A 23182-nucleotide genomic window follows, 5' to 3' on the forward strand; every position below is an offset into this window, starting at 1 on the left:
TTAGCTTCACCCCCACGCTTCACCCCAGAGCCCTGCACCATGAGACTGACCACCAAAGGCCGCTTCGCGGTCACTGCGATGATCGACCTGGCGATGCGCCAGGACCAGGGACCGGTCACGCTCGCCGGCATCAGCCAGCGGCAGAAGATCTCGCTGTCGTACCTGGAGCAGCTGTTCGGCAAGCTGCGCCGGCACGAGATCGTCGAAAGCGTGCGCGGCCCGGGCGGCGGCTACAGTCTGGCGCGCAAGGCCGAGGACGTCACCGTGGCGGACATCATCATCGCCGTGGACGAGCCCCTGGATGCCACCCAGTGCGGCGGCAAGGGCAATTGTAACGGAGATGACGGCTCCGGGCGCTGCATGACCCACGAGCTGTGGGCCACGCTGAACCAGAAGATGGTCGAGTACCTCGACTCCGTTTCCCTCAAGAACCTGGTGGACCAGCAGCGCGAGCGCCAGCCCGCCGTGCTGCACGACATGCGCGAAGACGCCGCGCAGCCGGTCGCCGCCGCCGCGCGCGGCAAGGCCGACAAGCAGGAAAAACCGGTCCGGGCCAGAATGGTGAATTCAGTTTTCAGCCTGGCGCAATCCTGAGCGCGCGGGCAAGACAGCAACACAGCGATCAGCGGTCCCTTACAAGGCAGTCATAACGATGAGCACCCCACATTTCCCCATCTACATGGATTACTCGGCCACCACGCCGGTGGACCCGCGCGTGGCGGACAAGATGATTCCGTACCTGCGCGAGCAGTTCGGCAATCCCGCGTCGCGCAGCCATGCGTACGGCTGGGAAGCGGAGCGCGCGGTGGAAGAGGCGCGCGAGCAGGTGGCCGCACTGGTCGGCGCCGACCCGCGCGAGATCGTGTGGACCTCGGGGGCAACCGAATCGGACAACCTGGCGATCAAGGGCGCCGCGAACTTCTATTCGGGCAAGGGCAAGCACATCATCACCGTGAAGACCGAGCACAAGGCCGTGCTCGACACCACGCGCGAGCTGGAGCGCCAGGGCTTTGAAGTGACCTACCTGGACGTGAAGGACAACGGCCTGCTCGACATGGAAGTGTTCCGGCAGGCGCTGCGCCCGGACACCATCCTGGTGTCGGTGATGCTGGTCAACAACGAGATCGGCGTGATCCAGGACGTCGAGCAGATCGGCGAGATCTGCCGCGAGAAGGGCATCATCTTCCATTGCGACGCCGCGCAGGCGACCGGCAAGGTGGCGATCGACCTGGGCAAGCTGAAGTGCGACCTGATGTCGTTCTCGGCCCACAAGACCTACGGCCCCAAGGGCGTCGGCGCGCTGTACGTGCGCCGCAAGCCGCGCGTGCGCATCGAGGCGCAGATGCACGGCGGCGGCCATGAGCGCGGCATGCGCTCGGGCACGCTGGCCACGCACCAGATCGTCGGCATGGGCGAAGCCTTCCGCATCGCCCGCGAAGAAATGGCGACGGAGAACGAACGCATCCGCATGCTGCGCGACCGCCTGTGGAACGGCCTGTCGGACATGGAAGAGGTCTACCTGAACGGTGACCTGGACCACCGCGTGCCGCACAACCTGAACGTCAGCTTCAACTTCGTCGAAGGCGAGTCGCTGATCATGGCGATCAAGGACGTGGCGGTGTCGTCGGGCTCGGCCTGCACCTCGGCCTCGCTGGAGCCGTCGTATGTGCTGCGCGCGCTGGGCCGCAACGACGAACTGGCGCACAGCTCGATCCGCTTCACGGTGGGCCGCTTCACCACCGTGCAGGAGATCGACTACACCGTCGAGCTGCTCAAGAGCAAGATCGGCAAGCTGCGCGACCTGTCGCCGCTGTGGGAAATGTTCAAGGACGGCGTCGATTTGAATTCGATCCAGTGGGCCGCGCACTGAGCGCCCGCCGCAGATCATCAGAACAAGAAGCAATACCCCCGCAAAGATAAGCAAGAGGTAAGCAAAATGTCATACAGCACGAAGGTTCTCGACCACTATGAAAATCCCCGCAATGTCGGTTCGTTCGACAAGAACGACGACGCGGTCGGCACCGGCATGGTCGGCGCCCCGGCTTGCGGCGACGTGATGAAGCTGCAGATCAAGGTCAACGAGGCTGGCGTGATCGAAGACGCCAAGTTCAAGACCTATGGCTGCGGCTCGGCCATCGCTTCGTCGTCGCTGGTGACCGAGTGGGTCAAGGGCAAGACCGTGGACCAGGCGCTGGAGATCAAGAACACCCAGATCGCCGAAGAACTGGCGCTGCCGCCGGTGAAGATCCACTGCTCGATCCTGGCCGAAGACGCGATCAAGGCCGCCGTCGAAGACTACAAGAAGAAGCACGGCGCCGAGCAGCAGGCCGCCTGATCCTGCGCACTGACCACGGCATCGACGAAGGAACGCAACGATGATCACCATGACCGAGAAGGCGGCCAAGCATGTGGCCCGCTACCTGGAACGCCGCGGCAAGGGCGTGGGCCTGCGCCTGGGCGTGAAGACCACCGGCTGCTCGGGCCTGGCCTACAAGCTGGAATACGTCGACGAACTGCTGCCGGAAGACGCGGTGTTCGAGTCGCACGGCATCAAGGTCATCGTTGACGCGAAAAGCCTGCCGTATATCGACGGCACCGAGCTCGACTATGCGCGCGAAGGGTTGAATGAAGGGTTCCGCTTCAACAACCCCAACGTCAAGGACGAGTGCGGCTGCGGCGAGTCGTTCACGGTCTGACGCGCGCTGAAGCAGGCTGAAGCGGGCAGGCCCGGTGGAGCGCCGCATCACCGGCTTCCGCCGGGACGACGAAGGCCACTGGGTGGCCGAGCTCGACTGCGGCCATGGCCAGCACGTGCGGCACGACCCGCCCTGGCAGTCGCGGCCGTGGACGCAGAGCGAGGCGGGACGCGCCGCCATGATCGGCACGCGGGTGAATTGCCTGAAGTGCGACCGCAACGAGCCGCCGGCCGAGTGGGCCAGCCAGCCCGCGCGGTAGCGGCGGCAGCACGGACGAAGGGCGGCGCGGCCGCTCTTTTTTCTTGGGGAAGCAGTTGAAAGACGATTTTTTTGCGCTGTTCGGCCTGCCGGTGCAGTTCGGCGTCGACGAGGCCGCGCTGGACGCGGCCTACCGCACCGTACAGTCGCAGGCGCACCCGGACCGCTTTGCCAAGGCCGGCGATGCCGAGCGCCGCGTGGCGATGCAGTGGGCCGCGCATGCCAACGAAGCCTACCGCACGCTGCGCCAGCCGCTGCGGCGCGCGACCTACCTGCTCAAGCTGCGCGGCATCGACGTGCAGGCGGAGAACAACACCGCCATGTCGCCCGCGTTCCTGATGCAGCAGATGGAATGGCGCGAGGCGCTGCAGGACGCGGTGCAGGCGCGCGCGGTCGACCAGCTCGACGCGCTGCTGCGCCAGCTGCGCCAGGAAAAGCGCGAGCGCCACGCCGCGCTGGGCGCGCTGCTGGATGCCGGCGACAACGAAGCGGCCGGCGGCGCGGTGCGGCAACTGATGTTTATCGAGAAGATCGAGCACGATACCAGCGAGGCCATCGACCGGCTGGAAGACTGACCGGCAAGATCGCCGGGGCCATGACACAATGGCGCCCGGCTTGAAAACCGCCCCCCATGCCGCCCCGCATGGCGGTTTCCCTGCCGTACAAGACAGCGAAGAATTACCATGGCACTGCTCCAGATTTCCGAACCCGGCATGTCGCCGGCGCCCCATCAACGCCGCCTGGCGGTCGGCATCGACCTCGGCACCACCAACTCGCTGGTGGCCGCGGTGCGCAGCAGCATTCCCGAGGTGCTGGCCGACGAGCGCGGCCGCGCGCTGCTGCCGTCGGTCGTGCGCTACCTGCCGGACCGCACCGCACAGATCGGCTACCGGGCCCAGGAAGAAGCGGTGCGCGACCCCAAGAACACCATCGTCTCGGTCAAGCGCTTCATGGGCCGCGGCCTGCGCGACGTCGCCAATATCGAGCACAGCCCGTACGACTTCGTCGATGCGCCGGGCATGGTGCAGATCAAGACCGCGGCCGGCGTGAAGAGCCCGGTGGAGATCTCGGCCGAGATCCTCGCCACGCTGCGCCAGCGCGCCGAAGACAGCCTCGGCGACGACCTGGTCGGCGCCGTCATCACGGTGCCGGCTTACTTTGACGAGGCCCAGCGCCAGGCGACCAAGGACGCCGCGCGGCTGGCCGGCCTGGAAGTGCTGCGCCTGCTCAACGAACCCACCGCCGCGGCCATTGCCTATGGCCTCGACAACGCCGCCGAAGGCACCTACGCCGTCTATGACCTGGGCGGCGGCACCTTCGACATCTCGGTGCTCAAGCTCACCCAGGGCGTGTTCGAAGTGCTGGCCACCGGCGGCGATTCGGCGCTCGGCGGCGATGACTTCGACCAGCGCCTGCTGTGCTGGATCGTCGAGCAGGCCGGCCTGCAGCCGCTGTCGGCGCAGGACATGCGCCTGCTGATGGTGCGCGCGCGCGCCGCCAAGGAAGCGCTGTCGGAAGCGGACAGCACGGTGATCGACGCGGTGCTGGAATCCGGCGAGATCGTGCACCTGACGCTGACCGACGCGACCTTCGACAAGATTACCGCGCACCTGGTGCAGAAGACGCTGGCGCCGGTGCGCAAGGCGCTGCGCGATGCCGGCGTGACGCCCGCGGAAGTCAAGGGCGTGGTGCTGGTCGGCGGCGCCACGCGCATGCCGTCGATCCGCAAGGCGGTCGGCGATTTCTTCGGCCAGACCCCGCTGACCAACCTCGACCCTGACCGGGTGGTGGCGCTGGGCGCGGCGATGCAGGCCAACCTGCTGGCCGGCAACCATGCGCCGGGCGAAGACTGGCTGCTGCTCGACGTGATCCCGCTGTCGCTGGGCGTCGAGACCATGGGCGGCCTGGTCGAGAAGATCATCCCGCGCAACAGCACCATCCCGGTGGCGCGCGCGCAGGAGTTCACCACCTTCAAGGATGGCCAGACCGCGATGGCGATCCACGTGCTGCAGGGCGAGCGCGAGCTGGCCAGCGACTGCCGCTCGCTGGCGCGCTTCGAGCTGCGCGGCATCCCGCCGATGGTGGCCGGCGCCGCGCGCATCCGCGTGACCTACCAGGTCGATGCCGACGGGCTGCTGTCGGTGACCGCGCGCGAAACGCATTCGGGCGTGGAAGCGTCGGTCACGGTCAAGCCGTCGTACGGGCTGGCCGACGACGATATCGCGCGCATGCTGCAGGACAGCTTCCGCGAAGCCGAACAAGACATGAAGAGCCGCGCGCTGGCCGAGGAACGCGTCGAAGCGGAGCGCCTGGTCGAGGCCACGCAGCGCGCGCTGGAAACCGACGGCGACCTGCTGTCCGCCGACGAGCGCGCGGCGGTGGAAGCGCTGATGGCCACGGTGCGCGAAATCGCCACCGGCGAAGACCATCTCGCCATCCGCGCCGCGGTCGAGACGCTGTCGCACGGCACCGATGAATTTGCGGCGCGCCGCATGGACCGCTCGATCAAAAGCGCACTGGCGGGGCGCAAGGTGCAGGAACTGGGCTGAACGCCGACCGCACCGTAGAACAGACTTCAGGACACCCACATGCCACAGATCATTGTTTTGCCCCACGTCGAATACTGCCCGGAAGGGAAGGTGATCGAGGCCGACAAGGGCGTCAGCGTGCTCGACACGCTGCTCGCCAACGGCATCGAGCTCGAGCACGCGTGCGAGAAGTCCTGTGCCTGCACCACCTGCCATGTGATCGTGCGCGAGGGCTTCGACTCGCTCAACGAGGCCGAGGAGAAGGAAGAAGACCTGCTCGACAAGGCCTGGGGCCTCGAGCCCAATTCGCGGCTGTCGTGCCAGGCCATCGTCGACGAGGAAGACCTGACCGTCGAGATTCCCAAATACACCATCAACCACGCCAAGGAAGGCCACTGAGCGGCCGGCACTGAACTCAGCGGAGAACGAACCCCATGAAGTGGACCGATACCTACGCCATCGCCGAAGCACTGTACGACAAGTTCCCGGACGTCGATCCGGCCGGCGTGCGCTTTACCGACCTGCGCCGCTGGGTGCTGGAACTCGACGGCTTTGCCGACGATCCGGCGCGCTCGGGCGAGAAGATCCTGGAGGCGATCCAGCAGGCGTGGATCGAGGAAGCGGAATGAATTCGTGATATCAGGGATAAGCAAAAGGCCGGCTTGATGCCGGCCTTTTGCTTTGGTGCTGGGCGACGCGATCTGATCGATCGATCGGTTTGCTCCCTCTCCCGCTTGCGGGAGAGGGAGCAAACCAAGGGGTTTGGAGTGCCTCAGTCTTCCTTGCGCAGATGCGGGAACAGGATGACGTCCCGGATATTCGGACTATCCGTCAGCAACATCACCAGCCGGTCGATACCGATCCCGCAACCACCCGTCGGCGGCATGCCGTACTCCAGCGCGCGGATATAGTCGGCGTCGAAGTACATCGCTTCCTCGTCGCCGGCGTCCTTCTGCTCGACCTGCTTGCGGAAGCGGTCGGCCTGGTCCTCGGCGTCGTTCAGCTCCGAGAAGCCGTTGGCGATCTCGCGGCCGGTGATGAACAGCTCGAAGCGCTCGGTGATGCCCGGCACCGTGTCCGAGGCGCGCGCCAGCGGCGAGACCTCGACCGGGTAATCGACGATAAAGGTCGGCTCCCACAGCTGGCTTTCCGCGGTTTCCTCGAACAGCACCAGCTGCAGCGTGCCCAGCCCGGCATTGAGGAACTGCGGCGCATTGGTGTTGACGCCGAACTTCTTCAGCTCGGTGCGCAGGAATTCGGCATCGGCCAGCTGCGCGTCGGTGTACTGCGGCGCGAACTTCTGGATCGCCTGGCAGATGGTCAGGCGGTGGAACGGCTTGGACAGGTCCAGCTCGCGCTCCTGGTACGTCAGCACGGCGCTGCCGCGCGCGTCGATCGCGGCCTTGCGGATCAGGTCCTCGGTGAAGTCCATCAGCCAGCGGTAGTCCGTGTAGGCCGCGTAGAACTCCATCATGGTGAACTCGGGGTTGTGGCGCGGGCTCACCCCTTCGTTGCGGAAGTTGCGGTTGATCTCGAACACGCGCTCGAAGCCGCCGACGATCAGGCGCTTCAGGTACAGCTCGGGCGCGATGCGCAGGAACATCTGCATGTCCAGCGCATTGTGGTGCGTGATGAACGGCTTGGCCGCGGCGCCGCCCGGGATCGGGTGCAGCATCGGCGTTTCGACTTCCATGAAGCCGGCGTCGGCCATATGGCGGCGCAGCGACGAGATCGCGTTGGTGCGCGCGCGGAAGGTGTCGCGCGTTTCCGGCGACACGATCAGGTCGACATAGCGCTGGCGGTACTTCATTTCCTGGTCGGCCAGGCCGTGGAACTTGTCCGGCAGCGGGCGCAGCGACTTGGACAGCAGGCGCAGCTCGCGCACCTGCACCGACAGCTCGCCCTTGTTGGTGCGGAACAGCTCGCCGCGGGCGCTGATGATGTCGCCCAGGTCCCAGTGCTTGAAGGCGGCGTAGACCTCTTCGCCGACCTTGTCGCGCGTGATGTAGAACTGGATCTGGCCGCTGCCGTCCTGCACGGTGGCGAAGCTGGCCTTGCCCATCACGCGCTTGAGCATCATGCGCCCGGCGATGGCGACCTCGACCGGGGCGGACTCGAGCGTGGCCTGCTCGGTGTCGGCGTACTGCGCCTGCAGCGCGGCGGCCTGGTGGGTCGGGCGGAAATCGTTGGGGAAGGCCACGCCTTGCTGGCGCAGCGCGGCCAGTTTCTCGCGCCGTTCCGCGATGATCTTGTTGTCGTCGGCGGCGGGGGTGTCGGCGGCGGGCTTGGTCTGCGCTTGGGCCTGGGCGCGGTTCGGTTCGGTCATGATGTCTTGTCGGTCGCGCGCGGGTGCCGCGCGCGGGTTCAGTATGGCTTCAGTAGTTGCGGAGATCGTCGAGCTCGGTGCTGCCGAAATCCGGGCGGTGCAGGTAGGCGACGATGCGGCCGGCGGTTTCCTCGGCGGAGGCGAGCTGCTGGTTGGCCTTGAGTTCGCGGAAGCGCTGCACCTGGGCAAAATCGGCATTGCGGATGGTGGCCTGCATGCCGGTATCGATCACGCCAGGGGCCAGCGCCACCGCGCGCACGGTGCCCGGGGCCTCGGCCTGGGCGTACTCGGCATTGACCGAGCGCATGAACATGTCGAGCCCGGCCTTGCCCGCGCAATAGGCGCTCCAGCCTTCGATCGGCCGGCGCGCGGCGCCGGACGAGATTGCCAGCACCTTGCGCGGGCAGCCGAACTTCTCGGTGCGCTCCAGGAACGCCGCGGTCATGGTCATCGGCGCCGCCAGGTTGGTCAGCAGGTGCGGCACCAGCGTCTTTTCCTGCAGCGCCGCGACCGGACCGATCGGCTCGACCACGCCCGCGTTCAGGATCAGCGTGGCGCTGGTCGGCGGCAGATCCAGCGTGTCGAGCACGCTGGCGAGCCAGGTGGCGGCGGGACCGGCCTGCGACAGGTCCTGCAGGTGCCACGCCACCGGCACGCCGCTGAGCGTGGCGATGCGTTCCAGTTCGGTGTTGCGGCTGCGCGCGACGCAGATCAGGCGGTTGCCCGGCACCAGCAGGGCGTTGGTCAGTGCCGCGCCCAGCCCGCGCGAGGCGCCGGTGATGATGTACAGGTGATTGGCTTCGCTCATGGTGCCCCGGTCGGAAAGGCCGTCGTGCCGGCAAGGCGCGGGCGGCGGTACAGCGATGGATGGGTTGCTGTGCCGCCGCCGGCCCGGCGGCGGGTGTTGCCTTGCAGTCGTCCTACAGTCCCTGCTTGAGGCTGGCCTCGATGAACGGGTCCAGGTCGCCGTCCAGCACCTTCTGGGTGTTGGACATTTCCACGTTGGTGCGCAGGTCCTTGATGCGGCTCTGGTCCAGCACGTAGGAGCGGATCTGGTGGCCCCAGCCCACGTCGGTCTTGCCGGCCTCGAGCTTGTCGGCCTCGGCCTGGCGCTTGCGCATCTCGTGCTCGTACAGGCGCGACTTCAGCATCGACATGGCCTCGGCACGGTTGCGGTGCTGCGAGCGGTCGTTCTGGCACTGCACCACGATCCCCGTCGGGATATGCGTGATACGCACGGCCGAATCGGTCTTGTTGATGTGCTGGCCGCCCGCGCCCGAGGCGCGGTAGGTATCCACGCGCAGGTCCGCCGGGTTGATTTCGACCTCGAAGGAATCGTCGACCTCGGGGTAGACGAACACCGACGAGAACGAGGTATGGCGCCCGCCTGACGAATCGAACGGCGACTTGCGCACCAGCCGGTGCACGCCGGTTTCCGTGCGCAGGTAGCCGAAGGCGTACTCGCCCTCGATCTTGATGGTCGCGCTCTTGATGCCGGCGACGTCGCCCTCGGACTCTTCCAGCACCTCGGCCTTGAAGCCCTTGCGCTCGCAGTACTTCAGGTACTGGCGCAGCAGCATCGAGGCCCAGTCGCACGCTTCGGTGCCGCCGGCGCCGGCCTGGATGTCGATAAAGGCGTTGGCCTGGTCCATCTCGCCGGCGAACATGCGGCGGAATTCCATGTCCGCCACCACGGCCTCGAAGCCCTTGACGTCGGCCTCGATCGACTCGAGGGTCTCGTCGTCGCCTTCTTCCCTGGCGAGCTCGAACAGCTCTTCCGCACCGACGAGGTCATCGGTGAGCTTGCCCAGGACGCCGACCACGCCCTCGAGCATCTTCTTTTCCTTGCCGAGGTCCTGGGCCCGCTTGGGGTTGTTCCAGACGTCGGGGTCTTCCAGCAGGCCGTTGACTTCGTCCAGCCTTCCTACTTTGACATCGTAGTCAAAGATACCCCCGTAGATCTTCCGTCCGGGAACGGAGATCGGAGATGGCACCGGAGATGGCGTTGAGGCGTTCTGCTTCCATGATGTTCCTGCGCTTCGAAAACCTCGAATTATAGCGGATCGGCGCGGCAGATCGGGGCTTGCGGGCCGCTTTCGGCGTGCCCGGAACCGAACGCAACGGCCCCCGCGCGGTCTATCCGCCGGTGCCGGCCGGCGCACGCGGCGATAATACGGGTCGCAAGCCGCCCCCGGCACAGACCACGAACAGGGACGCATGACGAAAACCAGACATGACATCGAGCCAGGCCGGCGCCGCGCGCTGGGCCTGCTGCTGGCGGCCGCCACCGCAGCCATCACCGCCGGCTGCGGCACCACGGGCGGGCCCGTGCCGGACGGCTACTACCGCGTCGAGCGCGGCGACACGCTGTATTCGATCGCGCGCAAGCACCGCCGCAGCGTGCGCGACCTGACCCGCTGGAACAGCGATATCACCAGCCCGAGCCAGATCGAGGTGGGGCAGCTGATCCGGGTGCGGCCGCCCGGCGCCGCCGCCGGCAGCGCGGCGGCGTCGACGGGCAGTGGGCAGGCCGTGACCGATACGCCGCGCGTCGACAGCACGGCATCGCGGCCGCCCGCCAGCAGCATCCGCCTGCAATGGCCGGCCGACGGCCGCGTCACGGCCGGCTTCGCGCCGCCGGCCAGCAAGGGCCTGAGCATCGCCGTGCCGGCCAACGGCACGGTGCGCGCCGCCGCCGCCGGACGCGCCATCCATGTCGGCAACCTGCGCGGCTACGGCATGCTGGTGATCGTCAAGCACAACGACGACTGGCTCACCGTGTACGGCAACCTCGACCAGCCGCTGGTCAGCGAGGGCGCGCAGGTGTCGGCGGGGCAGGACGTCGGCCGCATGGGCGCGAGCCCGAGCGAGCTGCACTTCGAGGTGCGCGGCAACGGCAAGCCGGTGAACCCGGCCAGCTACCTGCCGTCGCGCGGCTGAGCGGGGCGCGCTACTGCGCGTGCTCGATCACCAGCTGCACGCGCGTGACGCCGTTGAAGGTGTTGTTGTCGAGCCGGTAGGCCACCTGCGCGCTGGCGCCGAGCGAGTCGGCATGGTTGAACCAGATCGCATCGAAGCGCTGGCTGCCGCGCCCGAGCTGCAGCTTCAGGTGCTTGCCCTTGAGCACGCTCTGGCGCAGCACGTCGAACTCGCCGCAGAAGGTCGGCGCCGGGAAACCCTGGCCCCACACCTGCTGCTCCAGCAGGGTGACGAACTCCGGGCTGAAGCACTGGTCCTCGATATCCCCATCGGTCTCGATCACGCGCGCGAGCTGGTCGTCGGTCAGCCATTCGCGCCCGACCGCCTCGAACGCTTCCTGGAATTCGGCAAAGCGCTCGGCGCGCACGGTCAGCCCCGCCGCCATGGCGTGGCCGCCGAACTTGAGCAGCATGCCGGGGTGGCGCTTGGACACCAGGTCCAGCGCGTCGCGCAGGTGGAAGCCGGGGATCGAGCGGCCCGAGCCCTTGACGGTGGTGTCGTCGCCCGGCGCGAAGGTGATGGTGGGGCGGTGGAACTTGTCCTTCAGCCGCGACGCGACGATGCCGATCACGCCCTGGTGCCAGGTGTCGTTGAACACGCTGACGGTGAAGCGCGACGACGGGTCCGGGCCAGCTAGCCCGGCCATAGGCTGCTCCAGGATCTGCAGCGCCTCCTGCTGCATGCCGGCCTCGATGTCGCGGCGCTCGCGGTTCATGCTGTCCAGCTCCTGGGCGATTTCCCAGGCGCGGTTGGCATCGTCGGTCAGCAGGCATTCGATGCCCAGCGACATGTCGGCGAGCCGGCCGGCGGCATTCAGGCGCGGGCCCAGCCCGAAGCCCAGGTCGAAGGTATTGGCGCGCGCCGCCTCGCGCCCGGCGGCGCGGAACAGCGCGGCCACGCCGGGCTGCATGCGCCCGGCGCGCATGCGGCGCAGTCCCTGCGCCACCAGGATGCGGTTGTTGGTATCGAGCTTGACCACGTCGGCGACGGTGCCCAGCGCCACCAGGTCCAGCAGCGTCTGCAGCGGCGGCTGGGTCTGCTGGGTGTACACGCCGCGCCGGCGCAGCTCGGCGCGCAGCGCCAGCAGCACGTAGAACATCACGCCCACGCCGGCCAGGTTCTTGCTGGGGAATTCGCAGCCCGGCTGGTTCGGGTTGACGATCACCGCGGCCTGCGGCAGCTCCGATCCCGGCAGGTGGTGGTCGGTCACCACCACGTCGATGCCCAGCGCATTGGCCGCGGCGACGCCGTCGACGCTGGCGATGCCGTTGTCGACCGTGACGATCACGTCCGGCTGCTGCCTGGCCGCCAGCGCGACGATCTCCGGCGTCAGGCCGTAGCCGTACTCGAAGCGGTTGGGCACGATGTATTCCACCCGCGCGCCCAGCATGCGCAGCCCGCGCACGCCTACCGCGCACGCGGTGGCGCCGTCGCAGTCGTAGTCGGCGACGATCAGCAGGCGCTTGCCGGCGGCGATGGCGTCGGCCAGGTAAGCCGCGGCGTGGCCGATGCCCTTCATGGCCGCGGGCGGCACCAGTTCAGGCAGGTCGGTGGCCAGCTCGGCGGCGCGGGCCACGCCGCGCGCGGCCAGGATGCGCGCCAGGGTCGGGTGCAGGCCGGCGGCCGCCAGCGAGCTGGCGTGTTCGGGAGAATATTGGCGGATGGCGATCCGGGTCATGGGCGGGGCGGCAGTGGGGCGGCAGTGGGGTGGCGGGGGCGATGGCGTCAGGCGGCAAAGGCGAGGTCGGACAGCAGCGCGCGCCAGTCGCCGCGCTGGCCCATGCCGCGCCAGAACTTGCGCAGGTCGGCGCGGCGCACGGTGAACTCGGCAAAGTGGTTCTCGCCGGCCAGCACCAGCGTGATGGCACCGATGCCGCCGGCCGCCAGCGCGTCAAGCGCCGGCCCGAACCAGTCGGCATCGAGCGCATGCATGCGGTCCAGCCACAGCCCCCAGTCTTCGGCGATATGCGCTTCGGTGGCGCTGTCGAGCAGGGCCAGCACCGCGCCCTCGGCCCCGGCCGCGCCGGCCAGTCCCGCCGGCACCGGCAGCGCCTGGCTGCCGCCGGCGAGCGCCAGGCCGCTCAGGAAGGGGTCGCCGCTCAGCACCGTGTCGGCCAGCCGCGGCACCGGCTGCAGCGCGCCGCCGCCGTACAGCCAGACCGAGTTCACCGGCACCTCGCCGGCGGCCTCGCGCGCCTGGTTGACGCGGTGGTCGAACCACGTCATCTGGATTTCGTTCTGCAGCCGGCGCCAGTCGCGCGCGCGCTCGCCGGCCTGCATCCAGATGTCGATATTGCGGCCCGCCGCGCGCAGCGGCGTGGTGGCCTCGAGCGGGCCGAACACCGCCTCGGGCAGGTACCAGCGCTGCGGGCAGGGCGTCTCCAGCGCGATGCCGGATTCCTGCAGCAGCGGGTCGATCGCGGCGCGCAGCGCCGTGGCTTCCTCTGGCCTCAGGCCGAGCTGGCCCGGCGGCATCAGCACCAGGTGGTCGCGCGCGGCATGGATGTGCACCGGCTGCAGGCAGGCCCACGACTGGCCGTCGGCGGCGGCCGCGGTGCCGGGCGCCGCGCCGCTGTCGGCCAGCCGCATATAGGGCGCCAGCGGCACCCGCACCGTATCCAGTCCGGCCTTGCCGGCCAGCCAGCGCTCTTGCGGCAGGCTGCGCAGGAAGGGATCGTCGTGCCGCTCGCGCGGGCCGGGCGCGGCCCGGGTCAGCAACTTTCCGAGCCCCGGCAGCTCCAACTGCCGCAGCAGCGCGCCGGGGACGACGTCGTCGCGGCCGTCGTCGCCGGCGCCGGGCGGGACGGAAAAGGGCACAATCAGGGTCAGGTGCGTCATCATGGTGGCGAGATTGTAAACTCCCGGCTGGCCCGCGCCAGTGCCGGCGTGACTGCGGCGATACTGGGGCGTGAGTGCAGCGCCGCCCGCCACGACCCGCAAGCGTGGCGCCAGCGGCGCCCCGACGGGCACCGGCGCTTTCCCGAAACAACAGGAATCCTCTTGAAATTTCCCTACGAGTGGCAGATCGGCTGGCGATACACCCGCGCAAGCAAGCGCGCCAGCCGCAATACCTTCATTTCGTTTATCTCGATGATCTCGATGCTGGGGATCGCGCTCGGCGTCGCCGCGCTGATCGTGGTGCTGTCGGTGATGAACGGGTTCCAGAAGGAAGTGCGCGACCGCATGCTGTCGGTGCTGGCGCATATCGAGGTGGTCGGCCCGTCGGCGCTGCCCGACTGGCAGCAGACCGCGGCCGAGGCCCTGCAGAACAAGGAAGTGGTCGGCGCCGCGCCCTACGTGGCGGCGCAGGCCATGCTGACCCGCGACGATGCCGTGCGCGGCGTGCTGCTGCGCGGCGTGGAGCCGTCGCAGGAGCCCAAGGTGTCGGAGATCGCCAGCCAGTTCCGCGCCGGCAGCATGGCGGCGCTGGCGCCGGGCAGCTTCGGCATCGCGCTGGGCAACGAGCTGGCCAATGCCATGGGGGTTCAGGTGGGCGACAAGATCACGCTGCTGGCGCCGCAGGGCACCATCACGCCGGCGGGCGTGCTGCCGCGGCTCAAGCAGTTCACCGTGGTGGGCGTGTTTTCGTCCGGGCACTTCGAGTTCGACAGCGCGCTGGCGCTGGTCAACCTGAAGGACGCCGAGACCCTGTTCCGCCTGAGCGGCCCCACCGGCGTGCGGCTGAAGCTGCAGGACATGCAGCGCGCGCCGCAGGTGGCGCAGGAACTGGCCGGCACCCTGTCGGGCGAGCTTTACCTGCGCGACTGGTCCAAGCAGAACCGCAACTGGTTTGCCGCGGTGCAGACCGAGAAGCGGATGATGTTCATCATCCTGACGCTGATCATCGCGGTGGCCGCATTCAACCTGGTCTCGACGCTGGTGATGACCGTCACCGACAAGCAGGCCGATATCGCCATCCTGCGCACCATGGGCGCGCAGCCGGGCTCGATCATGAAGATCTTCATCGTGCAGGGCGTGGCCATCGGCTTTATCGGCACGCTGCTGGGCGTGGCCGGCGGCACGCTGATCGCCACCAATATCGACGTGATCGTGCCCTTCATCGAGCGCCTGCTGCACGTGCAGTTCCTGCCGCGCGACATCTATTTCATCAGCCAATTGCCTTCCGACCCCCGCGTGAACGACATCGCCACCATCGGCATCATCTCTTTCGTGCTGGCCACGCTGGCCACGCTCTATCCCAGCTGGCGCGCCGCCCGCGTCAACCCGGCGGAGGCGCTGCGCTATGAGTGAAGCCGTGCTGCAAGCCGATACTTCCACGCCCGCGCCGGGCCTGCCGCGCACCGGCGCGCCGGTGCTGGTGGCCGAGGGCCTGACCAAGCGTTTTCGCCAGGGTGAGCTCGACGTCGACGTGCTGCGCGGGGTCGACGTACGCGTCAATGCCGGCGAGAAGGTCGCCATCGTCGGCGCATCGGGCTCGGGCAAGAGCACGCTGCTGCATGTGCTGGGCGGGCTCGACGAGCCCGATTCCGGCCGCGTCGCGCTGCTCGGCAAGCCGTTCACGGCGCTGCGCGAGCGCGAGCGCAACGTGGTGCGCAACCGCTCGCTGGGCTTTGTCTACCAGTTCCACCACCTGCTGCCGGAATTCACCGCGCTCGACAACGTGGCGATGCCGCTGCGCATCCGCGGCCTGACCCAGCCGGCTGCGCGCGAGGTCGCGCAGGCGATGCTGGAACGCGTCGGGCTGGGCGGGCGCTCGCGGCACCGGCCGGGCGAGTTGTCCGGCGGCGAGCGCCAGCGCGTCGCCATTGCGCGCGCGCTGGTGGGCCAGCCGGCCTGCGTGCTGGCCGACGAGCCCACCGGCAACCTCGACGACCACACCGCCGGCGGCGTCTATGACCTGATGCTGGAGCTGTCGCGCACGCTCGGCACCAGCTTTGTCATCGTCACGCACGACCTGGACCTCGCCGGCCGCTGCGACCGCGTGCTGCGGCTGCGCGACGGCCACCTGCACCAGGAACGCTGAAGCGGCGGCATCCATGTGGATCGACACCCATTGCCACCTCGACGCCGCCGAGTTCGACGCTGACCGCGGGCAGGTCGCCGACGCGGCCGAGGCCGCCGGCGTGCGCGGCATCGTGGTGCCGGCGGTGGCCGCGTCGAACTTCGACACCGTGCGCGCGCTGGCGCATGGCGATGCGCGCTGTGTCTACGCACTGGGCATCCATCCGCTGTGCTCGCCCGGCGCCGGCCAGGCCGATCTGGACACGCTGCGGCGCCAGGTGGCCGCCAGCATGGATGACCCGCGCTTTGTCGGCATCGGAGAGATCGGGCTCGACTTCTTCGTCGCGGGGCTGGAGGCGGACCACCAGACCTGGCTCTACACAGAACAACTGAAGCTCGCGCGCGAGTTCGACCTGCCGGTGCTGCTGCATGTGCGCAAGTCGCAGGACCAGGTCGGCGCGCAGCTGCGCAAGCTCGGCGTCAAGCGCGGCATTGCCCATGCCTTCAACGGCAGCCACGAGCAGGCGCGGCGCTTCGTCGACCAGGGCCTGAAGCTCGGCTTCGGCGGCAATGTCACCTTCAGCCGCGCGCGCCAGATCCGCCGGCTGGCGACCGAGCTGCCGCTGGATGCGCTGGTGCTGGAAACCGATGCGCCGGACATCGCGCCGGCCTGGCTGTCCGACGACCAGTTCGGCGAACAGCACAAGGCGCGCAACACGCCCGCCGAGGTGGCCGGCGTGGCGCGCGTGATCGCGGAACTGCGCGGCATCGACGCATGGACGCTGGCGCAGGCGACCTGGCGCAATGCGGTGGATGCGCTGCCGCGGCTGGCGGCGTTTGCCGACAGCATGGCGCCGCGAACGGGCTGAAGCAGTCAGGCTAAGCCAGGCAGCTGCGCCCCGAAGAACTCCGCCCCTTCCTGTGCCGACTGGGTACGCCCTCTCCCGCTTGCGGGAGAGGGCCGGGGTGAGGGCGGGCGCTTGCAGTACCGCATGCCGCCAGATCACCGATGCGCCCTGCCACCCGTCACACATCTCCACATCCCCCTGACAGACTGACAAGCTTCCCTCCCCACGCCGGCAGTACAACTCTCACTGTGCGAAAACAAGCAGGAGCGTTGCGGTGCGCTGGTTCGTGGTGGCCTTCGTTGCGGGATGCTGGACGCTGCAGCAGCAGTCAACGCTGCCGCCGCCGGGCGGCCTCCGCCTGACCCTTGCGGCGCTGGCGTTGCTCGCTGTTGCCGTGGCCGCCTGGGGCAGGCGCCTGCACGCCGCGCTGCATGGCGTGGCACTGGCCACGGTCGCCTTCGGTGCCGCGTTCTGCTGGGCGGGCTGGCGGGCTGAACTGCGCCTGCGCGACTGGCTGCCGGCCGCGCTCGAGGCACGCGACCTCGACGTGCGCGGTGTGGTGTCGGGGCTGCCGTCGGAGTCTGCCGCCGGGACGCGCTTTGCGTTCACGGTGGAGCATGCCGTCGAACCGGGCCTGCAACTGCCGCATCGGCTGAGCCTCAACTGGCGTGGCGCGCCGCCCGACCTGCGTCCCGGCCAGCGCTTCACGCTGACGGTTCGCCTGCGGCGCCCGCGCGGGCTCGCCAATCCGTCCGGCTTCGATTACGCCTACTGGCTGCTGGCGCAAGGCTATGGCGCCACCGGCTATGTGCGCCGCGCGCAGGGGCCGCCGCAGGACGCAGCTTCCGAGCGGCTGGCCTGGCGCATCGAAGCCTGGCGTGCCGCCGTGCGCGATCACCTGCGCGCCGCGCTGCCACCCGAGGCGCGCTTCGGCGCGGTGCTGGTCGCGCTGGTGATCGGCGACCAGCGCGGCATCGAGGCGCAAGACTGGCAACTGTTCCGGCGCACCGGCGTCAGCCACCTGGTGGCCATCTCCGGGCTGCATATCACCATGGTGGCCGGCATGACGGCGTCGCTGGCCGGGCTGCTGTGGCGCCATTCGCTTGGCCTCGGCCGCTGGCTGCGCCGGCCGCTGCCGCTCTGGCTGCCGGCCCGGCAAGCCGCGCTGGCGGTGGCAGTGGCCACCGCGCTGGGCTACGGCATGCTGGCCGGCATGCAGGTGCCGGCGCTGCGCACCGTTGCCATGCTCTGCGTCGCCGCGGCCGCCGTATGGGGCGCGCGCGCGCCGCCGGCATCGGTGGTGCTGGCGTGGGCGGCGCTGGTGGCGCTGCTGCTGGACCCGTGGGCGGCGATGCTGCCCGGGTTCTGGCTGTCGTTCGGTGCCGTGGCGGTGATCTTCTTCGCTGCCCGGCCGGGGCGCGACGCCGCGATCGCAGGGCGCTGGCAGCGGCTGCGCGCCGCGCTTGCCGCGGGCGCGCGCACGCAGTGGGCGGTGACCATCGGGCTGGTGCCGCTGACGCTGCTGCTGTTCGGCCAGGTCTCGGTGGTGTCGCCGTTGGCCAATGCGGTGGCGATTCCGGTGGTCAGCCTGCTGGTGACGCCGCTGGCGCTGCTGGGCGCCGCGCTGCCGGCGTTGCTCGCGGCGCCGGTCATCGCGGCCGCGCACTTTGCGATGGCGCGGCTGGCTGCCGTGCTGGAATGGTTCTCCACGCTGCCATGGGCGATGTGGGAGGCCGCCAGCGCGGGGCCGGTGGCGCTGCTGCTGGCCGCGCTTGGCGTTGCGCTGCTGGTGGCGCCCGTGGCTTCGGCGCGCCTGCGCCGGCATGGCGGGCTGCTGATGCTGCCGATGCTGATGGCGCGCGGCCCGCCGGTTGCCCACGGCCAGTTCCGCGCGGTCATGTTCGACGTGGGGCAGGGCACGGCGGTGCTGGTGCGCACGCGCTCGCACGCGCTGCTGTACGACACCGGGCCGGGCTATGTGTCAGGATCCAGCGCGGGCGAGCAGGTGGTGGTGCCGGTATTGCGCGCCGAGGGCGTGGCCCGGCTCGATCACCTGATGGTCAGCCATGAAGACATCGATCATGCCGGCGGCGTGCCGGACATTGCCGCGGCGGTGGCCGTGGCCGCGCGCAGCACCGGCGCGCCTGCCGGCCATGCCTTGCTTGGATCGCGGCCGGAGCAGTGGCCGCCATGCCTGGCGGGCCAGCAATGGCAGTGGGACGGGGTCCGGTTTTCGGTGCTGCACCCGCCGGCCGAGCAGTCGCAACAGGCCGCGGTCGCCAGCAATGCGCGCAGTTGCGTGCTGCGCGTCGAGACCGCCGTGCACAGCCTGCTGCTTACCGGCGATATCGGCGTGGCGCAGGAGCGTGCCTTGATCGACCGCCAGCCGGCGCAAGCGTTGCGGGCCGACGTGCTGGTGGTGGCGCATCACGGCAGCGGCACGTCGTCCGGCGCGGATTGGATCGAGGCGGTGGCGCCGGCGGCGGCCGTGTTCCAGCTGGGCTATGCCAACCGCTATCGCCATCCGAACGCCGACGTGTGGGAGCGTTTTGGCCGCGCGGGCATCTTGCGCTATCGCACCGACGAAACGGGCGCGGTGACGATGGACACGGCGCGCGCGGGTTACGAACTGTCGCTGTTCCGGCAGGCCGAGCCGCGCTACTGGCGGGACCGGCCGCCGGCGCCGCGCTAGGGCGCCGGTGCCGCGCCGGTCAACCGGCCTTGCGGCGGCTGGTGCGCGGCGCGGACGGGGCGGGGGTGGCGGGCTTCGCCGCGGTGCGGGCCCGGCTTCTGGCCGGCGCCGGCTCCGCGCCGGCGATGCGCCGCTCGCGCAGATGCGCCTTGGCGCGCTGCAGGCGCGGCGCAACGGTGTCGGCGCGCGCCAGCGCCACGCCGGCGGCGAGCACGTCGCCCAGAACCAGGTGGCTGATGCGCGAGGTCATCGGCGTGTAGACCTCGCTGTCTTCCTCGACGTCCGAGAACACGCAGACGTCGGCCAGCCGGGCCAGCGGCGAGCCGCTGTGGGTCAGCGCCAGCACGCTGGCGCCGCTGCTGCGCGCCAGCGTGGCGGCGGTCAGCATGTCCCAGGTGCGGCCGCTGTTGGAGACCAGCACGGCGACGTCGCCGGGGGCCAGCAGCGCCGCCGACATGCTGAATACGTGCGGGTCGGCATAGGCGACGGTCGGCACGCCCAGGCGGAAGAACTTGTGCTGGATGTCCAGCGCGACGATGCCGGAGTTGCCGCAGCCATAGAACTCGATGCGGCGCGCCCCGGCGAGCAGCCGGATGCCATGCTCGATCTGGTCGGCCGACAAGGCGTTGCGCACGCTCATCAGCGTGGCAATGGTGCGGTCGAAGACCTTGCCGGCGATGTCCGCCGGGCGGTCGTCGGCCGCGACATCCTGGTGCACGAACGGGGTGCCGCCGCCGACGTTCTGCGCGAACTGCAGCTTGAATTCGCGGAAGCCGTCGTAGCCCAGCGCCGCGCAGAAACGCGCGATGGTGGGCTGCGACACGCCGGCGCGCTCGGCCAGCTCCGGCATCGACAGCCGGATCACGGTGGCGCCGTGGCGGGCGACATAGTCGGCCAGGCGGCGTTCTGAGGGACGAAGGGTGTCGTAGACGGCAAGGATGCGGTCGCGCATGGCGGCAGGTGGCGGTTTCGGTGTTAGAGGGAGATGTAGAGATTCTACATCGGCTGGCGCCGCATCTTGCCTCAAAGGGCGCACGCCTTGCTCTCCGGGTTTGCCCTGAGTTCGGAATTTTCTGCGGGAAATGGCTGCCTAGACGGGTCGACGCGCAACGCGTGCTGGGTATAATGGCGTCCCGATCTGTAGAAAATCTACAGAGATTGGCGCCGGATCGGCGTCAGTCTCCTCCGCCCACAAGGACCGTCACCGCCATGCCTTCCGCCGTCCATGCCGAGCTTCAGGCCGTTACCGACCGCATCGTTGCGCGCAGCCGCGCCAGCCGTGCCGCCTACCTTGCCCGCTGCGAGCGCGCGCAGGCGGAACTGGGGCCGCTGCGCGGCATGTCCTGCGCCAACCTGGCGCACGGCTTCGCCGCGCTGCCGGCCGGCGACAAGCTCAGGCTGCGCGTCGACCATGCGCCCAACCTGGGCATCGTCACCGCGTACAACGACATGCTGTCGGCGCACCAGCCCTACGAGCGCTATCCCGCCGTGATCCGCGAGGCCGCGCGCGCGGTCGGCGCGGTGGCGCAGGTGGCGGGCGGCGTGCCGGCCATGTGCGACGGCATCACGCAGGGCAACGCCGGCATGGAGCTGTCGCTGTTCTCGCGCGATGCGATTGCCATGGGTACCGCGGTGGCGCTGTCGCACAACACCTTCGATGCGGCGCTGATGCTGGGGGTGTGCGACAAGATCGTGCCCGGGCTGCTGATGGGCGCGCTGCAGTTCGGCCACCTGCCGGTGGTGTTCGTGCCCGCGGGGCCGATGGCCAGCGGGCTGCCCAACAAGGAAAAGGCGCGCGTGCGCCAGCTCTATGCCACCGGGCAGGTGGGGCGCGATGCGCTGCTGGAAGCCGAATGCCAGGCCTATCACGGCGCCGGCACCTGCACGTTCTACGGTACCGCCAACAGCAACCAGTTCCTGATGGAAATCATGGGCCTGCACCTGCCGGGCGCCGCCTTCGTCCATCCCGACAGCGGCCTGCGCGATGCGCTGACCGCCGCTGCGGCGCAGCGCGCGATCGCACTGCGCGCGCGCGGCGATGGCTACCTGCCGCTGGCGCGCATCGTCGACGAACGCGCCATCGCCAACGCCATGGTCGGCCTGCTGGCCACCGGCGGCTCGACCAACCACACCATCCACCTGGTGGCGATGGCGCGCGCCGCCGGCATCGTCATCGACTGGAATGATTTCGACCTGCTGTCGCGCATCACGCCGCTGCTGGCGCGCGTCTATCCCAACGGCTCGGCCGATGTGAACCACTTCCATGCCGCCGGCGGCGCCGGCTTCGTGATCCGCGAGCTGCTGCAGGCCGGGCTGCTGCACGAGGACGTGCAGACGGTGGCCGGCCCGGGCCTGGCCCGTTACACGCAGGAGCCGGTGATGGCCGACGGCGTGCTGCACTGGCGCGATGGCGCGGCGCACAGCGGCGACCCGCAGGTGCTGGCGACGGCCGCCGCGCCGTTCTCGGCCGAGGGCGGCCTGCGGCTGATGCAGGGCAACCTGGGCCGCGGCGTGATCAAGGTCTCGGCCGTGGCGCCCGAACACCGCGTGGTGGAAGCGCCGGTGCGGGTATTCGATTCGCAGGAGGCGCTGCAGGCGGCGTTCGATGCCGGCGAACTCGGTGGCGACCTGGTCGCGGTGGTGCGTTTCCAGGGGCCGAATGCCAACGGCATGCCGGAGCTGCACCGGCTGACGCCGGTGCTGGGCGCGCTGCAGGACGCCGGCCACAAGGTGGCGCTGGTGACCGACGGGCGCATGTCCGGCGCCTCGGGCAAGGTGCCGGCGGTGATCCACGTCGGCCCCGAGGCGCTGGCGGGCGGCGCGCTGGCGCGCGTGCGCGACGGCGACCGTATCCGCGTCGACGCCGTCGCCGGCACGCTGCAATGGCTGGGCGACGAAAGCGAGTTCGCGGCGCGCGCGCCGGCCCGCGCGCCGGCCGACCCGTTCGCGCAGTTCAGCCTGGGGCGCGGCCTGTTCGGCCTGTTCCGGCGCCACGCGCGCATCGCGGAAGAGGGTGGCAGCGCACTTGACCTGTCCGAGGCGGATGCCGCTGGCGCTGGCGCATTTGTCACTGCCTCCGCGGCGCAAACCGTCGCACAATAGTTTCTATTGCCTCCGTCATTCCCGCGCAGGCGGGAACGACGTCCAGGACAAGCAAGGATAGACAAGGATGGCAACACCATCCGATACCAAGACCGACGGAGCAGACATGATCTATATCCTGATGGGCGTTTCCGGCAGCGGCAAGACCACGGTCGGCCAGTTGCTGGCGCAGCGGCTGGGCTGCGGCTTCCATGACGCCGATGATTTCCACAGCGATGCCAACAAGGCCAAGATGCACGCCGGCATTCCGCTGACCGACGCAGACCGCTGGCCCTGGCTGGCCGCGATGCGCGCGGCCATCGACTCGGCCCGGGCCGAAGGCCGCACCCATGTGTTCACCTGCTCGGCGCTGCGCCAGGCTTACCGGGACCGGCTGACCCCGCCCGACGGCGGCGTGACCTTCGTCTTCATGAAGGGGGATGCCGCGCTGATCGGCCAGCGCCTGTCCGCGCGCAGCGAGCACTTCTTCAACCCCGAACTGCTGCAAAGCCAGTTCGATACGCTGGAAGAACCCGGCGATGCGCTGGCGCTCGATATCCGCCAGCCGCCCGAGGTGCTGGTCGACACCATCCTGCGGGCTACCGCGCGGCAAGGCGCCGGCGCGGCGCGCTGAACTGCCGCCGCCATGCCCCACGGGGCATGGTTCCACGGCACGGCTTCCATTTCCCTGCAACGCAATCACGGCCGCCGGCCTCGCTGGCGGCTTTTTTGCGTGCGCTGGCAGGCATCTTGCTAGCCTGGCTTCGGTGCTGGTGCGCCTGCACAGGCGGCGCGCCATGCCACCTTGCGGC

The 23182-nt window shown here is 69.4% G+C and carries 22 protein-coding genes; 16 read left to right on the forward strand and 6 right to left on the reverse strand.

The features are described 5' to 3' along the window. Positions 1–39: 39 nt before the first annotated feature. The 9 genes from iscR to iscX all read left to right on the forward strand — a co-directional run bounded on the left by iscR (position 40) and on the right by iscX (position 6111). Positions 40–594, forward strand: a complete 555-nt coding sequence (gene iscR / locus CBM2594_RS06685; protein WP_011614910.1) for a Fe-S cluster assembly transcriptional regulator IscR — start codon at positions 40–42, stop codon at positions 592–594. A 52-nt stretch (positions 595–646) separates the two neighbouring features. Then, positions 647–1870 carry an IscS subfamily cysteine desulfurase gene (locus CBM2594_RS06690; protein WP_290367795.1) on the forward strand — a complete coding sequence of 408 codons (1224 nt, stop codon included), beginning with the start codon at positions 647–649 and terminating at the stop codon, positions 1868–1870. Between the two features lie 66 nt (positions 1871–1936). Next, positions 1937–2335, forward strand: coding sequence for a Fe-S cluster assembly scaffold IscU (gene iscU, locus CBM2594_RS06695; RefSeq protein WP_116356149.1), 399 nt, complete (start codon positions 1937–1939; stop codon positions 2333–2335). 40 nt (positions 2336–2375) lie between these two features. After that, entirely contained in the window at positions 2376–2696 is a 321-nt protein-coding gene (gene iscA, locus CBM2594_RS06700; RefSeq protein WP_010809024.1) for an iron-sulfur cluster assembly protein IscA, read from the forward strand. A 34-nt stretch (positions 2697–2730) separates the two neighbouring features. Next, positions 2731–2955 (forward strand): DUF3565 domain-containing protein, encoded by a 225-nt coding sequence (locus CBM2594_RS06705; RefSeq protein WP_116356150.1) that lies wholly within the window; start codon positions 2731–2733, stop codon positions 2953–2955. 55 nt (positions 2956–3010) lie between these two features. Continuing rightward, positions 3011–3529: a Fe-S protein assembly co-chaperone HscB gene (hscB, locus tag CBM2594_RS06710; protein WP_116356151.1), complete on the forward strand. Its 519-nt coding sequence runs from the start codon at positions 3011–3013 to the stop codon at positions 3527–3529. Between the two features lie 108 nt (positions 3530–3637). Then, entirely contained in the window at positions 3638–5503 is a 1866-nt protein-coding gene (gene hscA, locus CBM2594_RS06715) for a Fe-S protein assembly chaperone HscA (protein ID WP_116356152.1), read from the forward strand. Positions 5504–5542: 39 nt separating this feature from the next. Further along, positions 5543–5881, forward strand: coding sequence for an ISC system 2Fe-2S type ferredoxin (gene fdx, locus CBM2594_RS06720; protein WP_116356153.1), 339 nt, complete (start codon positions 5543–5545; stop codon positions 5879–5881). A 35-nt stretch (positions 5882–5916) separates the two neighbouring features. Beyond that, the gene (gene iscX / locus CBM2594_RS06725) at positions 5917–6111 is read left to right on the forward strand and encodes a Fe-S cluster assembly protein IscX (RefSeq protein WP_018006908.1); all 195 of its coding nucleotides are present in this window, start codon (positions 5917–5919) and stop codon (positions 6109–6111) included. Between the two features lie 143 nt (positions 6112–6254). On the opposite strand, the gene lysS is transcribed toward iscX, so the two are convergent. From lysS to prfB, 3 genes are all read right to left on the reverse strand, one after another. Beyond that, positions 6255–7808, reverse strand: coding sequence for a lysine--tRNA ligase (gene lysS, locus CBM2594_RS06730; RefSeq protein WP_116356154.1), 1554 nt, complete (start codon positions 7806–7808; stop codon positions 6255–6257). Positions 7809–7857: 49 nt separating this feature from the next. Then, complete coding sequence (locus tag CBM2594_RS06735; protein ID WP_116356155.1) at positions 7858–8616, reverse strand: SDR family oxidoreductase; 759 nt, start codon at positions 8614–8616, stop codon at positions 7858–7860. A gap of 112 nt (positions 8617–8728) precedes the next feature. After that, a protein-coding gene (gene prfB, locus CBM2594_RS06740; RefSeq protein ID WP_116356156.1) for a peptide chain release factor 2 occupies positions 8729–9833 on the reverse strand; the annotation gives its coding sequence in 2 pieces (ribosomal slippage) (positions 8729–9751 and positions 9753–9833; 1104 coding nt in all). 192 nt (positions 9834–10025) lie between these two features. On the opposite strand from prfB, the gene CBM2594_RS06745 reads away from it, so the two are divergent. Continuing rightward, on the forward strand, positions 10026–10748 hold the full coding sequence (locus CBM2594_RS06745) for a peptidoglycan DD-metalloendopeptidase family protein (RefSeq protein WP_116356157.1): 723 nt from the start codon (positions 10026–10028) through the stop codon (positions 10746–10748). A gap of 10 nt (positions 10749–10758) precedes the next feature. On the opposite strand, the gene recJ is transcribed toward CBM2594_RS06745, so the two are convergent. Beyond that, positions 10759–12465, reverse strand: coding sequence for a single-stranded-DNA-specific exonuclease RecJ (gene recJ / locus CBM2594_RS06750; RefSeq protein WP_116356158.1), 1707 nt, complete (start codon positions 12463–12465; stop codon positions 10759–10761). A 47-nt stretch (positions 12466–12512) separates the two neighbouring features. Beyond that, entirely contained in the window at positions 12513–13628 is a 1116-nt protein-coding gene (locus CBM2594_RS06755; RefSeq protein WP_116356159.1) for a hypothetical protein, read from the reverse strand. Between the two features lie 159 nt (positions 13629–13787). Here CBM2594_RS06755 and CBM2594_RS06760 point away from each other — a divergent pair, with 159 nt between their 5' ends. From CBM2594_RS06760 to CBM2594_RS06775, 4 genes are all read left to right on the forward strand, one after another. Next, positions 13788–15038 (forward strand): lipoprotein-releasing ABC transporter permease subunit, encoded by a 1251-nt coding sequence (locus CBM2594_RS06760; protein ID WP_116356160.1) that lies wholly within the window; start codon positions 13788–13790, stop codon positions 15036–15038. Beyond that, a complete protein-coding gene (gene lolD / locus CBM2594_RS06765; protein ID WP_116356161.1) occupies positions 15031–15771 on the forward strand; it encodes a lipoprotein-releasing ABC transporter ATP-binding protein LolD in 741 nt (246 codons plus the stop codon). The genes CBM2594_RS06760 and lolD overlap by 8 nt, the downstream gene beginning before the upstream one ends. A gap of 13 nt (positions 15772–15784) precedes the next feature. Beyond that, the gene (locus tag CBM2594_RS06770; RefSeq protein WP_116356162.1) at positions 15785–16618 is read left to right on the forward strand and encodes a TatD family hydrolase; all 834 of its coding nucleotides are present in this window, start codon (positions 15785–15787) and stop codon (positions 16616–16618) included. A gap of 253 nt (positions 16619–16871) precedes the next feature. Beyond that, a complete protein-coding gene (locus CBM2594_RS06775; RefSeq protein WP_116356163.1) occupies positions 16872–19289 on the forward strand; it encodes a DNA internalization-related competence protein ComEC/Rec2 in 2418 nt (805 codons plus the stop codon). Positions 19290–19308: 19 nt separating this feature from the next. Here the strand turns inward: CBM2594_RS06775 and CBM2594_RS06780 are convergent, their stop codons facing one another. Further along, positions 19309–20241, reverse strand: a complete 933-nt coding sequence (locus CBM2594_RS06780) for a MurR/RpiR family transcriptional regulator (protein WP_116356164.1) — start codon at positions 20239–20241, stop codon at positions 19309–19311. Between the two features lie 257 nt (positions 20242–20498). On the opposite strand from CBM2594_RS06780, the gene edd reads away from it, so the two are divergent. Beyond that, positions 20499–22391, forward strand: coding sequence for a phosphogluconate dehydratase (gene edd, locus CBM2594_RS06785; protein ID WP_116356165.1), 1893 nt, complete (start codon positions 20499–20501; stop codon positions 22389–22391). Between the two features lie 106 nt (positions 22392–22497). Next, positions 22498–23004 carry a gluconokinase, GntK/IdnK-type gene (locus CBM2594_RS06790; RefSeq protein ID WP_116356166.1) on the forward strand — a complete coding sequence of 169 codons (507 nt, stop codon included), beginning with the start codon at positions 22498–22500 and terminating at the stop codon, positions 23002–23004. Positions 23005–23182 lie beyond the last annotated feature (178 nt).

It is taken from the genome of Cupriavidus taiwanensis (assembly GCF_900249755.1).
GTDB lineage: Bacteria > Pseudomonadota > Gammaproteobacteria > Burkholderiales > Burkholderiaceae > Cupriavidus > Cupriavidus taiwanensis_D.